The following is a 13,986-nucleotide window of genomic DNA, read 5'->3' on the forward strand; positions in this document are numbered from 1 at the left end:
GAGAATCATTCGACTCACCGTTCCGCAAACGGAAACGCCTCAAATCACATAGATTCACAGCCTCTCAGGATGACGGATCACGAGCTGACGAGGCCGGACGGAGCTTAAGCCGCGGCGGCGTGGCCGAGTGCGCTGACGATGTTGTCGACGACCTCTTCCACCAGGATGCGATCGTCGCCTTCGCCCATGACGCGGATCACAGGTTCGGTGCCGGAGGGACGGATCAAGAGACGGCCATGGCCGTTGAGGCGCTTCTCGCCGTCGGTGATCGCGGATTTGACCTCGGCGTCGTCGAGCGGCTTGCCGCTGCGATAGCGCACGTTCTTCAGGATCTGCGGCAATGGATCGAAACGCCGGCAGATCTCCGACACCGGGCGGCGCAGCTTCTGCACCACGGCCAGCACCTGCAGCGCCGCGACGAAACCGTCGCCGGTCGTCGAATAGTCCGACATGATGATATGGCCCGACGGCTCGCCGCCGAGATTGTAGCCGCCGCTCAGCATCTGCTCGAGCACATAGCGATCGCCGACCGGCGTGCGGACCATCTGCAGCCCGAGGCCCTGCAGGAAGCGCTCCAGCCCGAGATTGGACATCACGGTCGTGACGATACCGGGCTTGGCGAGGCGCCCCTCCTCCTTCCAGCTCTGCGCGATCACCGCGAGCAGCTGGTCGCCGTCGACGATGTGGCCGCGCTCGTCGACCAGGATGACGCGATCGGCATCGCCGTCGAGCGCGATGCCGATGTCGGCGCGCATCTCGCGCACCTTCCGCGAGAGCGCTTCCGGCGAGGTGGATCCGCATTCCTTGTTGATGTTGAAGCCGTCGGGTTCGACCCCGATCGGCACCACGTCGGCGCCGAGCTCCCACAGCGCTTCCGGCACCACCTTGTAGGCGGCGCCGTTGGCGCAGTCGACCACGACGCGCAGGCCGTCGAGCGAGAGATCGCGCGGCAGCGTGCGCTTGGCGAATTCGATGTAGCGGTCATGGACGCCGTCGATGCGGCGGGCGCGGCCGAGGCTCGCGCTCTGCGCCAGGCGGCGGTCGAGCGATTCGTCGAGCAGCTGCTCGATCTGCTTCTCGACATCGTCGGACAGCTTGAAGCCCTGCGGGCCGAACAGCTTGATGCCGTTGTCCTCGAAAAGATTATGCGACGCCGAGATCATGACGCCGAGGTCGGCGCGCATCGACTTGGTGAGCATCGCGATCGCCGGGGTCGGCATCGGGCCGACCAGCAGCACGTCCATACCGACCGAGGTGAAACCCGCGACCATGGCGTATTCGATCATGTAGCCGGACAGCCGCGTGTCCTTGCCGATCACGACGCGATGGCGATGGTCGCCACGCTGAAACACCAATCCCGCGGCCTGCCCCACCTTGAGCGCGAGCTCCGGCGTGATCAGTCCATTGGCGCGGCCCCGAATTCCATCGGTCCCGAAATATTTGCGGCTCATGTAACCCCCAACACGGACCTCTCGAACCACCCGGCGAGAGAGTCCCGAACGCCTACCAGTCTAGCGTGCATCGGCCTTATAGACTGCCAGGCACTAAAATGACTTCAAAAAATATGATGAATCATTACCGGGGCCAAACCCCGCGCTTCGACTTTAACGCACTGAAAGATATAACATTATCGCTCTTTCGGCAACCTCGGGAACGAACCCTGTCCCCTACCCTTTGCCGCTGCGCTTGACGTGCTGGTCGCCCTTGGTGGGGGCCGGCTGGGTGACATTGACGGGGTCGGAACCGGGAAACGTCTCCTCCAGCCCCTCCTCCAGGGCCTCGTCGAGCCGGCGCTTCTCGGCGTTCTCGTCTGCTTTCGGCTTGGAGCCTGATTGGGTCATCGCGCTCTCCCATCCGTCTTCGATTTGGCAGGCCACCCATCCATGCTAGATGACGACAAGATCGAACACCCGCAAGACTTGCTGCTCAAAACAAGGCTCGCGACATCGAACTTGCGACACAGAAGAAGGGCCGGGAACGTCCATGAAGCACATTACCTGCATCGAAGATCTGCGCCAGCTGCACAAGCGCCGGGTGCCGAAGGCGTTTTTCGATTATGCGGACCGCGGCTCCTACACCGAGGACACGCTGCGCGCGAATTCGGAAGATCTGCAGCAGATCAAGTTCCGCCAGCGCATCCTGGTCGATGTGTCCAAGCGCACCCTGGCGACCACGATCCTCGGCGAGCCGGCCGCGATGCCGCTGATCCTGGCGCCGGTCGGCCTGCTCGGCATGCAGCATGGCGACGGCGAGATCTACGCCTGCCGCGCCGCGCAGGCGGCCGGCATTCCCTTCACCCAGAGCACGATGTCGATCTGCTCGATCGAGGACATCGCGGCCGCCGTCGACAAGCCGTTCTGGTTCCAGCTCTACGTCATGAAGGACCGCGGCTTCATCAAGTCGCTGATCGAGCGCGCGATCGCCGCGAAATGCTCGGCGCTGGTGTTGACCGTCGACCTGCAGGTGATCGGCCAGCGCCACCAGGACATCAAGAACGGCATGACGGTGCCGCCGGAATGGTCGCTGTCGAAGCTGATCGACTTCGCGACCAAGCCCGCCTGGGTGTCAGGCGTGCTGCAAGGCAAGCGCCGCACCTTCGGCAACATTGCCGGCCACGTCAAAGGCACCGAAGATCTGACGAAACTGTCGGAATGGACCGCCTCGCAGTTCGACACCTCGCTGAGCTGGAAGGACATCGACTGGATCCGCAGCATCTGGCCGGGCAAGCTGATCCTCAAAGGGATTCTCGATGTCGAGGACGCCGAGCTTGCCGCCAAGACCGGCGCGCAGGCGATCGTGGTCTCCAACCATGGCGGCCGCCAGCTCGACGGCGCGCCGTCCTCGATCGAGGTGCTGCCGGAGATCGTCGATGAGGTCGGCTCGAAGCTCGAGATCATGTTCGACGGCGGCATCCGCACCGGCATGGACGTCATGCGGGCGCTGGCGCTCGGCGCGAAGTCCTGCATGATCGGCCGCGCCTATGCCTACGGCCTCGGCGCCGGCGGCCAGGAAGGCGTCGCCAAGGCGATCGATATCCTCGGCAAGGAGCTCACCACCACGATGGGGCTGTGCGGCGTCAACACCATCGCCGAGATCGACGATCACGTGCTGGCGGTTTAGCCGCCGGCGCTATTATCGTAGCCCGGATGAAGCGAAGCTAATCCGGGTCTTCCTCGCGGATAGATTGGGCCCGGATTGCGCTGCGCTCCATCCGGGCTACGCAATCTTCGTCGTCCCGGGCAAGCGAAGCGCGACCCGGGACCCATAACCACCGATGGCCGTCGTTTCCCAGCGCTGCGGCGACAGCGCGCTTCAGCAACTCAACCCTGTGGTTATGGGTCCCTGCTTTCGCAGGGACGACAGCAGAGCCTGTTCAGCCTCACATCGGCGGTGCGATCCCGTCGCGTCCGACATTGACGCGGTTGGCTTCCAGTGTGCCGTCGTCCTTCTTCACCGCGCCGAAGATGATGATCTTGGCGCCTGGCTTCAGCTCCGACTTGTCGCCGGCGACGAAGGTGACGACCGGGGTGCCCGGCGGCACCACGACTTTCTTCTCGCCGTCCTTGTACTTCACCGTGATGTTCTGGCCGTCGGTGCCCTTCACGGTCTCGGCGACGGTGGCATTGGTCATGGTCGAGTTGGCGCGCAGGTCCCAGGGGCGGAAGCCTTCGGCGGCGCCGCGCTGGTTCTCCGGGAAGATGTGAACCGCGATCGCCTTCTGCGTCCCGTCGGGCTCGGGCATCGCGGTGACGCCGATATAGGAACCTGGCTTGATCTCCGACAGATCGGTCTTGGCGACGCCGAACACCGCGACGTTGTCGGTGGTCCGCACCTTCATGTCGGCGCCGTCGCGCGATTTGATCGACAGCATGGCGCCGTCGACGGCCTCGATGGTGCCGCGAATGCGCACCGCCGGCGGCTGCTGTGCAGATGCAGCCGAGGCAAAGGCAACAAGAAGCAACGCGGCGAACAGCGGCGATTTCGGCATGGTGTCCCTCATGGGTTGGGCTGGCGGATTAGGGAACACCGGGGAATTGGTGGTATTCCGTGCAAGCCACAACTTCTCGCGGAAGCGACGGCTCACACGACAACTACGCGCCGGATGAGGGTGCCGTTACTGCGATAACGGACAGGTGATGCGCTCGCGTGTTCTGATGTGGCCCGTTCAGATCGTCATTCCGGGATGGTCCGAAGGACCAGACCCGGAATCTCGAGATCCCCAATGCGCAATTGCGCATTGGGGTTCGACGCTTCGCATCGCCCCGGGATGACATTGTGCGTCACATCGGCGGCGTGAGGCCGTCGCGGCCGACGCTGACGCGATCGGTTTCAAGCGAGCCGTCCGGCAGTTTCTTCATGAAAGCGATCACCTTGGCGCCGGCCTTCAGGTCCGCTCTGTCGCCGGGAACATAGGTCACGACCGGGGTATCGGGGGCGACCTCCACCTTCTTCTCGCCGTCCTTGTATTTGACCAGCAATGTGTGGCCGTCATTGCTGACGACGGATTGCGCGACCGTCGCATTGGTCATGCTGCTGTTCGGCTTCAGGTCGTAGGGTCGCGACCCTTCGCCGGTGCCGCGCATGTTCTCCGGGAAGACATGCACCTCGACCGCCTTCGGTGTGCCGTCGGGTCCGGGCACGGTGGTCGTGCCGATGAAGGAACCGACCTTGATGTCGGACAGCGCGACCTTGGTGAGACCGAGCACCACCATGTTGCCTGCCATGTGCAGCTTGACGTCCTCGCCGCTGCGCGACTTCACCGCGAGCGTATCGCCGTCGACGCTCTCGACGGTTCCACGCACCCGCGTCGGCGTCGGCGGCTGCTGAGCGAGCGCGTAGAGCGTGGACACCGTCACCATCGCGAGCGCAATGAACGGCCGAATGAGATGGGAACGGCTGGCAGGCATAACTGATCTCCGGGAGGGAACGCGGGGGGACTAACACCAGACCCCGTTCCGGAGATGCTATTCCAGGCCTCAAGTCTTTGTGAGATCGGCCTCAACAAGCGCACGCAGTTCCGGCGTGACCTGCGGACGCCGCCCGAACCACAATTCGAAACCGCGCACCGCCTGATGCAGCAGCATGCCTAGTCCATCAGCGGTCTTCAGACCACGCGCCTCTGCCGCCGCAAGCAGCGGCGTCACCAGCGGTACATAGACGAGGTCGGAGACAACCGCGCCCTGCGGCAGCAGACCGACATCGACCTCGAGCGCGGGCTGACCATGCATGCCGAGCGAGGTGGTATTCACCAGCAGGCCGGCGCGCGGCAGCAGCCCATCAACCTTGTCCCAGGTCGCGGGATGAACCCGCGCGCCGAATTGCCCGGCCAGCGCGCGGGCTCGATCGATGCTGCGGTTGACCAGATGCACCCGCGCGATGCCGCGCTCGATCAGGCCGAACACCACCGCACGTGCCGCGCCACCGGCGCCGAGCACCAGCGCGTCCGCGGTCTTGTCCCAGCCGGGCGCGCAGGCGTCGAGATTGTTGATGAAGCCTTCGACATCGGTGTTGGTCGAGCGCAACTCACCATCGGCGAACCATAGCGTGTTGGCGGCGCCGACGGCACGGGCGCGCTCGTCCGGCGCCGACAGCGCCAGCGCGCGCTCCTTGTGCGGAATGGTGACGTTGGCGCCGACAAAGCCGCGCAGCGACAGGCGAAACAGGAAATCCTTGAAATCCTCCGGCGGCACCGCCTCGATCACATAGCCGCCCTCGATGCCGAGCGTGCGCAGCCAGTAATGATGGATCAACGGCGAGCGGGAATGCGCGGCGGGCCAGCCGATCAGGCACGCGGCGCGGGTTTTGCTTGAGGACGTCATGATTGTGACATCGGCCAAGGCGGGCGCGCTGTCAATGCGTCCGGTTCGCGGATGCGGCAACCAGCGCGCTGAGGGCGAACGCGGCGGCTGCGGCGAACCAGATCGCGGCGAGGTTGATCCAGCCATAGGCCATCGCGCCGGCGAGCGCGCCCGCGACCAGCGCCGCCCACAGCAGCAGGTTCGGCAGCCAGGCCCAGCCCGCGCCGCCGGTGAGCGCTGCGGCGATCAGCTGACCGGTCTTCACCAGCGCCCCGGTGACATAGGTCAGACCGAGCCCGGCGCCGCCTTCGAGCTGGAATACGGCGTTCTCGAGCCCCATCGCCAGCACGATAGCGGCGACCGCGGCGTTCGACAGGCCATGGGCATAGGCCACCGCCGCCGCCGTGAGCAGCCACGCCTCGACGAGCAGGAGCAGGGGCTGGCGATGCGCCAGCGCGCTGAGTGCGCAGGCCAGCGCCAGGTTACGGCGGGATTCAAGCATGACGGTGGGAATCGCTCCAAGTGTTCAGAACGACAATGTTCATGAAAGCAGTCGGCTTGGGAAGGAAGGGAGCGAAGCAGTCTCCCCGTCATTACGGGGCAATGCGACAGCATCGAATCCCAATGCGCGATTGCGCATTGGGGAATCTCGAGATTCCGGATTCGCTCGCGGGCGCGAGCGCTCCGGAATGACAATTGGATCAGGCCGCGTCGCGATGCGCGGCGATGATCTGGTCGGCGGCACGGCCCGTCACTTCGGCCATGCGGTCGAACTGGCGGGTGAAGGTGCCGGCGCCGGCGGTGGCGGAGCGCAGCTCGACGATCAAGTCGCCGATCTCGGATTCCGGCATCGTGGCGCGGACGCAATCCCAGCCGCTCCAGCCCTCGCGGGTGTCGAAGCCGAGGATCTGGCCGCGGCGCGCCGACAGGATCGCGTTGATCTTGGCGGTCGCTTCGTTCGGACAGACGATCTCGACCATATGGATCGGCTCCAGCAGCACCGGCTGGCACTGCGGCAACCCCTCGCTGACTCCGATCCGCGCCGCGGTGCGGAACGCGAGATCGGACGAGTCGACGCTGTGATAGGAGCCGTCGGTCAGCGTGACGTCGACGTCGATCACGGGAAAGCCGAGCGGGCCACGCGCCAGCGCGTCGACGACGCCCTCTTCCACCGCGCCGATATAGTTGCGCGGCACCGCGCCGCCGACCACCTTCTCGTGGAATTCGAAGCCGGAACCACGCGGCTTCGGCTTGATGTCGAGCACGACATCACCGAACTGGCCGTGGCCGCCGGACTGCTTCTTGTGCCGGCCGCGCTGAGTGATCGGCTTGCGGATGGTTTCCTGGTAGCCGATCGCCGGCGGATGCGATTTGACGTTGACGCCGTAACGGTCCTTCAGCCGCTCCTGCGCCACGCGCAGATGCATCTCGCCCTGCCCCCACAGCACGGTGTCGTGGGTGCGCGGGTTCTGGATCATCGTCAGCGAGGGATCTTCCTCGTTCAGCCGCAGCAGCGCCTGGCCGAGCTTGACGTCGTCCTTGCGGTCGGTCGCGGCAATCGAGATCGACAGCACGGCCGCGGCCGGCTCGACCTTGACCAGCGAGGCCGGCGCCGTCTTGCCGCTCGAGACCGTATCGCCGGTCTTGATCGCATCGAGCTTGCCGAGCGCGACAGTGTCGCCGGCCTCGGCCTGCGGCCGCTTGCTGTCATGCGCGCCCGAGACCGCGAGGATGCCGGAGACCCGCCCGCTCTCGCCGCTTGAGGATTGCAGCGTCACGCCGTCGTCGAGCCGGCCCGCAAGCACGCGCGCAAGCGACAGCTTGCCGCCGTGCTGCAAGTGCACGGTCTTGAACACGTAGGCCAGCGCATCCTTTTGGTCCTTGATGCCGAGCCGGCCGGCGGTCTCGGCAACGCCGGGCGCCTCATGGCGCAGCGCCTTCATCAGGCGCAGCACGCCGTTCTCGCGGCTCGCGGCGCCGAGCAGCACCGGACAGATCAGCCCTTCGCGCAGTTCGCGGGCGAGATCGTCGAACACGGCATCGCGCGGTGGCTGGATATCCTCCAGCAATTGCTCCATCAGCGCGTCGTCATGATCGGCGAGCTTCTCCAGCATCGAGAAGCGCGCTTCCTTCTCGCGATCGAGATTGCCGCCCTCGAGCGCCATCACCTCAGAGGGCTTGTGCTCGCGATAGACGAAAGCGCGCTCCAGTGCGAGATCGACGAAGCCTTCGATCAGATCGCCGTTCCAGATCGGGATCTGGCGCAGCACCAGCGGCACGCGCGAGGCCGGTTGCAGCGTCGCAAGCGTCTCGCGGACGCGCTTGTTGGCGCGGTCGATCTTGTTCAGGAATAGAAAACGGGGAATTCCGAGCTCCTCGAGCTCGCGCAGGATGATCTGCAGCTGCGGCAGTTTCTTCTCGTCGGCTTCGCAGACCACGACCGCGGCATCGACCGCCGGCAACGCTGCACGCATGTCGTGCGCGAATTCGACCGAGCCAGGACAATCGATAAAGGTGTAGCTGTCCCCCATAAAGGTGGTGGTGGCGGCGGTCAGGCCTACGCCCATCTTGTGCTGACGCGCCTCGGGGCTGGCATCGCCGACGGAGGTTCCGGCATCGACGCTGCCGGCATTCTTAATGGCGCCAGTGCGCGCCAGGATCGCTTCCAGAAGTGTGGTTTTACCGCTTTGGAAAGGGCCCACCAATGCGATGCACCGTGGACCTCGGGGACTTCTGACGTCTTGTCCCATTGCCGCCTCCTCGTTTTGGAGCTCGGCCCATGATTGGGTCGGCGACCGTTTATGCTCTGCCTGCGTTTGACATTTGGCAAGCGGGAAAACGTCGCTGCGGTGCGGCGTCGCGTAAGTTTGCAATCCCGAGCCATCGTCCGGACAATTGCGGCCGCTGCGTCAGTTCCTTCGCGCAAGTCCCGGAGCAATCTCGCGCAAGCGTGTCGCAAGGTCGAGCAGACGCTGCACGGCGGGCGAGACATCTTCATCGCGCCACGCAATCGTGAGCGGAGCCGTCATCGCCGGCGCGGCCAAGCGGACATACGCCACGCCGCGACCGGCCTGTGCGCGTGCAGCGGCCTCCGGGACGAGCGATACACCGACGCCGGCGGCGATCAGGCCAATCGCGGTTTGCAGATGCAGCACCTCCTGCGCGAGCCGCGGCGTGAAGCCGGCGGCCTGGCACGCGGCGACGATCAGGCCGGTGACCGACGGCTCCGGTCGCGCCGGATACAGCACGAAGGCATCGTCGGACAATTCGGCAAGCGCAATGTCGTCCCTCTCGGCAAGCGGATGCGCGCGCGGCAACGCCGCGACATAGGGCTCCTCCAGGATCAGGCGCTGGGCAAGACCCGCCTCCGGCAATAGCGCCGGGCGTGCGAAGCCGACATCGATCCGGCGTCGCCGCAGCGCTTCGGCAATCTCGGCCGCCAGCATCTCGTCGAGCACGAGCTCGACGTCGGGACAGGCGTCGCGATAGCTGCCGATGAGATCGGGCAGACCGGCGAACATCGCGGAGCCGACGAATCCGATCGCGAGCTTGCCGGCCTGGCCGCGCCCGACGCGCCGCGTGTCCGCGACCGCGGCCTCGAAATTTGCGAGCAGCGCGCGGGCGCGCGCAAGCAACAGCTCGCCCGCCTCGGTGAGCCTGACAGGACGGCTATTCCGCTGCAGCAACGTCACGCCGAGTTCGTCCTCGAGCTGACGGATCTGCTGGCTCAGCGGCGGTTGCGCGATGTGCAGCCGCTCGGCCGCGCGGGTGAAATTCAATTCCTCACCGAGCGCCACGAAATATCTGAGGTGTCGCAATTCCATGCCGGCGGTATAGCACGGCGGCGGGTGCCGTCAGTCATACGCAATAGCTCTGCAACCGTATCGAACGAGTATTGGACCGGATGCGCGAACGCGGACAGCCTGCGGCAAACCACAGGGGGTCCCCATGACGGCGCTGGAAAAAGCCTTCGCGGATGCAGCCGCGGCAGGCATCACACAACAGAAGATCGATATCGGCGGCCTGCGGGTCAATATCGCGCGCTTCGGCAAAGGGCCGCCGCTGCTCCTGCTTCACGGCTGGCCGGAGTTCTGGCTGGTGTGGCGCCCGCTGATGCTGCGCCTCGGCGACAGTTTTGAACTGATCGCGCCCGACTTGCGCGGCTGCGGCGACACCGGCAAGCCGACACCGGGGCCCGATGCGTCCGCCACCGCGGAGCGCCACGCGCTGGATATGTTTGCCGTCATGGACGCGCTCGGTCATGACCGCTTCGGCGTGATCGGCGGCGATCTCGGCGCCTATGTCATGCAGGCGATGTCGCATCGACAGCCGCAACGGCTGACCGGCACGCTCTATCTCTGCACGCCCTATCCGGGCCTCGGCCAGCGCTACGGCCAGCCCGGCCACCTGATCGAGGTCTGGTATCAATACTTCCAGCAGCTGCCATGGGCCGCGCAACTGGTCGGAAGCTCGCGCGAGTCATGCCGGCTCTACTTCCGACATTTCCTCGACCACTGGTCGCGCGACGATCCCGCCGTGTTCGGCGATCTGCTGGAAGCCTATGTCGACAACTTCATGAAGCCGGGCAACATCCAGGGCGGCTTCGACTGGTATCTCTCGTCCGCGCCCAATCGCCGGCTCTGGCTGGAAGGCATGCTGCCGGCGCAGCCGCGCATCGACGTGCCCTCGCGCTTTCTCTGGGGCCGTCGCGATCCGTTGATCGCGCCCGAATGGTCGGACAGGTTGGGAGACTATTGGAGCGAACCTTCGATCAGGTTCGTCGAGACCGGGCATTACGTTCACGCCGAGGCGCCCGCGATCGTTGCCGAAGAAGCGAGCGACTTCTTCGGCAAGCTGATCAACCGCAGGGGCGCGCGTTAGCGGCCCGGACGCAGCTCCAGGCTCTCGAGGCCGGCGGCGATGTTGATGCCGACCTGGCCCTGCACGCTGAGCGGCTGCAGGGCGATCGTGTTGTCGGAGCCGCCGACCAGCACGTTGCCGCCGACGCCGACACCGAGCGTCGCGCTGCCCTGCGCGCCGGCATAGTTGCCGGAGAGCGCACCCGGCCCGAGCCGCTCCACCGGTGCATAGACGCCCCAGGCCAGCGCCGATTCCTGGGTGATGCCGAGATCGATGCCGACCTTCTGGATGGTCGCGATGTAGCGATCCTCAGGCAGACCATTGGCGCGCAGCACGCAACCGAGATGGGTCACGGAACCGACGATGAAGCCGACGCTCGCGCCACCGCGGCATTCCAAGACGCCGACCTGCACGCGCTGGATCGGCTGTTGGGCGCTGGCGCCGACGATTGCGGTCAGCGTGGCAATGGCAGCACCGGCGAGGAGAGTGAAGCGACGCATGGCGGAGTCTCCGGCTGAGAGGCATGACGCGAGCAGAGAACAGAACGGCGCCGTGTCTGCGGCGCCGTCCGCATCCTATGCCACAACACCGTATGTCCAGCCAGAATTTGCGGTGCCCGGCCACCGATTGTCAGGAGATGTTGCGGCGCTGCTATGTTCCTCCCGGCCTGCCGATGTGGTCGAGCAACGGACAGCAAACAACAGACAACAAAAAAGAGGCCCGCTTTCGCGGGCCTCTTGATCAAACACCAACCAACTTAGTGGTGGTGATGATGACGGTGGTGACGGTGATGCCGGCGCGGACCGTTGTAGCGGACCGGCTCGAGATCGATGCCGGCGATGCCGGCCGCAACGTTGAGGCCGGTCTGGCCCTGCACGCTGACCGGCTGCAGCGCATAGGCGTTGTTCGGGCCGCCGAACAGGAAGTTACCGCCGGCACCGAGGCCGACCGAGGCGTTGACGCCGACGCCGCCGTAGCTGCCGGCCAGCGCACCGCGCGGGAGCTGCGTGGTTGGCGCGCTCACGGCCCAGGCGAGCTGGGTCGTCGCGGTGACGCCGAGGTCGACGCCGATCCGCTTCACGGTCGCAACATAGGGCTCGGGCCGACGGCCGCCGCTCTGGAACACGCATTCGAGGCGCGCGACAGAGCCGACAACGAAGCCGACATTCTCGCCGCCCTGGCATTGCAGGACCCCGGCTTGAACCTGAGGCGCCGCGTTGGCGGTGGCGAACGGCGCCAGCAACGCAAGCGCTGCAAGGGTGAGGGTCGAAAGTCGCATTGAACTGTCTCCGCAAGGTGAACTGAATTTGCGCGGCGGACAGGAAGGAAGGCTCGTGTCCAAAACAAGGCAGTGCGCAAAGACGCCGTAAAAACTTCCCGCGTGTGGCATCGATGTTCGCACACACGCGCGTGAGGTGAGCAGGATGTGATTTGACTCGTCGAATTTACCGGCGCGCGATTTCAGCACACAAACAAAAACGCTCCCGCACCAGGTGCGGGAGCGTTTTTTAAGTTCGGATCGAACTACCGCAGATTACCGCAGAAGCGCTGGATGCGCTTGCAGGCATCCTCGAGATCGGAGGTCTTGGTGGCGTAGGAAATGCGGAACGCGGGTCCGAGCCCGAATGCCGATCCCTGCACCACGGCGACGCCTTCGCTCTCGAGCAATTCGGTGACGAACGCCTCGTCGTTGTCGATCAGCTTGCCCGACGGCGCCTTCTTGCCGATCGTGCCGGCGCAGGACGGATAGACATAGAACGCGCCTTCCGGCCGCGGACACTCGATGCCGCTCGCCTGGTTGAGCATCGACACCACGAGGTCGCGACGCTCCTTGAACACCTTGTTGTTCGCGGCGATGAAGTCCTGCGGACCGTTGAGCGCCTCGACCGACGCCCACTGCGCGATCGACGACGGGTTCGAGGTCGACTGCGACTGGATCGTCGCCATCGCCTTGATCAGCTGCGCCGGGCCGCCGGCATAGCCGATGCGCCAGCCGGTCATGCAGTAGGCCTTCGACACGCCGTTCACGGTCAGCGTGCGATCATACAGGCTCGGCTCGACCTGCGCCGCCGTGGTGAAGACGAAGTCGTCATAGACGAGGTGCTCGTACATGTCGTCGGTCATCACCCAGACATGTGGATGCTTGACCAGCACGTCGGTGATCGCCTTGAGCTCGCTCTTCGTATAGGCCGAGCCGGTCGGGTTCGAGGGCGAGCACAGGATCACCCATTTGGTCTTCGGCGTGATCGCCTTCTCGAGATCTTCCGGACGCAGCTTGAAGCCGGTCGAGGCCGGGCAAACCACCGGCACCGACTCGCCGCCGGCGAGCGCCACCATCTCGGGATAGCTGACCCAGTACGGCGCCGGGATGATCACCTCGTCGCCCGGATTGATGGTCGCCATCAGCGCGTTGTAGAGCACCTGCTTGCCGCCGGTGCCGACGATGACCTGGTTCGGCTTGTAGGTCAGGCCGTTCTCGCGCGCGAACTTGTTGATGATGGCTTCCTTCAGTTCCGGAATGCCGCCGACGTCGGTGTACTTGGTCTTGCCGGCCTCGATCGCGTGGATCGCTGCGAGCTTGATGTTGGCGGGCGTATCGAAGTCAGGCTCGCCGGCGCCGAGGCCGATGACGTTGCGGCCCGCGGCTTTCAGCGCGCGTGCTTTGTCCGTGACCGCGATCGTCGCGGACGGCTTCACACGGTCGAGCGCAGCGGACAGGAAGGCCATTATCATCTCCTGGCAAACGTCGTGAGCCGTTGGGCCACGACTTGATTTGAATGGGATCGCGGCACCCTAGGCCTGTCGCCGCTGCACCGCAAGAAGCTTGGCGGTAAAGCACGAAAACTTTCGCGCATGGCTCGCGGTGCGCGCAATTTTCCGCAAGTTCCGGCGCCGGATGACTCATATCCGGCAAGGCCGGTGACCATAGCTCCGGCCTTGCCGGCAGGGCCTTCGGCGGCATGCGCCGGCGCGGATTGCTCCGAGGACAATGCCGCGCGGCACCTGCCTGACAGCGCTAGCGGCGGGCCGTCAACGCAGACCGGCGCGTCATGCCGCCAAGGATGCCGCGTTAAGGTTTGAGGGTTGCAGCGCGCCGGCCATGGTCGCGACCTTGGTATCAACCTTGTCATCGACCGGCACCGTGCAGAGCGTCGCGCAGGCGTGATCCGAGTTGTTCTGCCGTGTTGATGGAATCGTTCTGCACGCGTGCAGTGCGGTAGACGTTTCGACTTTTTCCACACTGCAGGGCTTGCGACGCACCCCCGTCGGCATCATTGTTTAGCGGCGTTGCGGTGTGACAGGCCGCGCAATTCGAGCGTACCGTCTC

The 13,986-nt window shown here is 65.3% G+C and carries 14 protein-coding genes; 2 read left to right on the top strand and 12 right to left on the bottom strand.

Annotation, left to right across the window (positions count from 1 at the left end; translation table 11 throughout):
- Window positions 1-104: 104 nt before the first annotated feature.
- Both glmM and QJT82_RS24365 read right to left on the bottom strand, forming a co-directional pair.
- Entirely contained in the window at window positions 105-1,451 is a 1,347-nt protein-coding gene (gene glmM, locus QJT82_RS24360; RefSeq protein ID WP_016846677.1) for a phosphoglucosamine mutase, read from the bottom strand.
- Between the two features lie 216 nt (window positions 1,452-1,667).
- Window positions 1,668-1,841, bottom strand: a complete 174-nt coding sequence (locus QJT82_RS24365) for a hypothetical protein (protein WP_196238153.1) — start codon at window positions 1,839-1,841, stop codon at window positions 1,668-1,670.
- 142 nt (window positions 1,842-1,983) lie between these two features.
- Between QJT82_RS24365 and QJT82_RS24370 the strand changes: the two genes are divergently transcribed.
- Window positions 1,984-3,120 carry an alpha-hydroxy acid oxidase gene (locus QJT82_RS24370; RefSeq protein WP_028340554.1) on the top strand — a complete coding sequence of 379 codons (1,137 nt, stop codon included), beginning with the start codon at window positions 1,984-1,986 and terminating at the stop codon, window positions 3,118-3,120.
- Window positions 3,121-3,379: 259 nt separating this feature from the next.
- Here the strand turns inward: QJT82_RS24370 and QJT82_RS24375 are convergent, their stop codons facing one another.
- From QJT82_RS24375 to QJT82_RS24400, 6 genes are all read right to left on the bottom strand, one after another.
- Window positions 3,380-3,988, bottom strand: a complete 609-nt coding sequence (locus QJT82_RS24375) for a hypothetical protein (protein ID WP_028340555.1) — start codon at window positions 3,986-3,988, stop codon at window positions 3,380-3,382.
- A gap of 292 nt (window positions 3,989-4,280) precedes the next feature.
- Window positions 4,281-4,859, bottom strand: coding sequence for a hypothetical protein (locus QJT82_RS24380; protein ID WP_196238155.1), 579 nt, complete (start codon window positions 4,857-4,859; stop codon window positions 4,281-4,283).
- A 117-nt stretch (window positions 4,860-4,976) separates the two neighbouring features.
- The gene (locus tag QJT82_RS24385) at window positions 4,977-5,819 is read right to left on the bottom strand and encodes a shikimate dehydrogenase (protein WP_035631542.1); all 843 of its coding nucleotides are present in this window, start codon (window positions 5,817-5,819) and stop codon (window positions 4,977-4,979) included.
- Window positions 5,820-5,850: 31 nt separating this feature from the next.
- Window positions 5,851-6,300 carry a DUF1275 family protein gene (locus tag QJT82_RS24390; protein WP_264641724.1) on the bottom strand — a complete coding sequence of 150 codons (450 nt, stop codon included), beginning with the start codon at window positions 6,298-6,300 and terminating at the stop codon, window positions 5,851-5,853.
- A 199-nt stretch (window positions 6,301-6,499) separates the two neighbouring features.
- Window positions 6,500-8,548: an elongation factor G gene (locus tag QJT82_RS24395; protein WP_028340559.1), complete on the bottom strand. Its 2,049-nt coding sequence runs from the start codon at window positions 8,546-8,548 to the stop codon at window positions 6,500-6,502.
- 159 nt (window positions 8,549-8,707) lie between these two features.
- A complete protein-coding gene (locus QJT82_RS24400; protein ID WP_028340560.1) occupies window positions 8,708-9,622 on the bottom strand; it encodes a LysR substrate-binding domain-containing protein in 915 nt (304 codons plus the stop codon).
- Window positions 9,623-9,746: 124 nt separating this feature from the next.
- Between QJT82_RS24400 and QJT82_RS24405 the strand changes: the two genes are divergently transcribed.
- Window positions 9,747-10,679 carry an alpha/beta hydrolase gene (locus tag QJT82_RS24405; RefSeq protein ID WP_051447854.1) on the top strand — a complete coding sequence of 311 codons (933 nt, stop codon included), beginning with the start codon at window positions 9,747-9,749 and terminating at the stop codon, window positions 10,677-10,679.
- On the opposite strand, the gene QJT82_RS24410 is transcribed toward QJT82_RS24405, so the two are convergent.
- The 4 genes from QJT82_RS24410 to QJT82_RS24425 form a co-directional block, all read right to left on the bottom strand.
- Window positions 10,676-11,158: a DUF992 domain-containing protein gene (locus QJT82_RS24410; protein WP_028336066.1), complete on the bottom strand. Its 483-nt coding sequence runs from the start codon at window positions 11,156-11,158 to the stop codon at window positions 10,676-10,678. The two genes, QJT82_RS24405 and QJT82_RS24410, sit on opposite strands and share 4 nt — an antisense overlap.
- Window positions 11,159-11,415: 257 nt before the next feature.
- A complete protein-coding gene (locus QJT82_RS24415; RefSeq protein ID WP_028340562.1) occupies window positions 11,416-11,937 on the bottom strand; it encodes a DUF992 domain-containing protein in 522 nt (173 codons plus the stop codon).
- A 245-nt stretch (window positions 11,938-12,182) separates the two neighbouring features.
- Complete coding sequence (locus QJT82_RS24420) at window positions 12,183-13,385, bottom strand: pyridoxal phosphate-dependent aminotransferase (RefSeq protein WP_028340563.1); 1,203 nt, start codon at window positions 13,383-13,385, stop codon at window positions 12,183-12,185.
- A 321-nt stretch (window positions 13,386-13,706) separates the two neighbouring features.
- Window positions 13,707-13,898, bottom strand: a complete 192-nt coding sequence (locus tag QJT82_RS24425) for a hypothetical protein (protein WP_155258481.1) — start codon at window positions 13,896-13,898, stop codon at window positions 13,707-13,709.
- Window positions 13,899-13,986 lie beyond the last annotated feature (88 nt).

This window comes from Bradyrhizobium sp. Mp19, from assembly GCF_029952935.1.
Taxonomy (GTDB): domain Bacteria; phylum Pseudomonadota; class Alphaproteobacteria; order Rhizobiales; family Xanthobacteraceae; genus Bradyrhizobium; species Bradyrhizobium elkanii.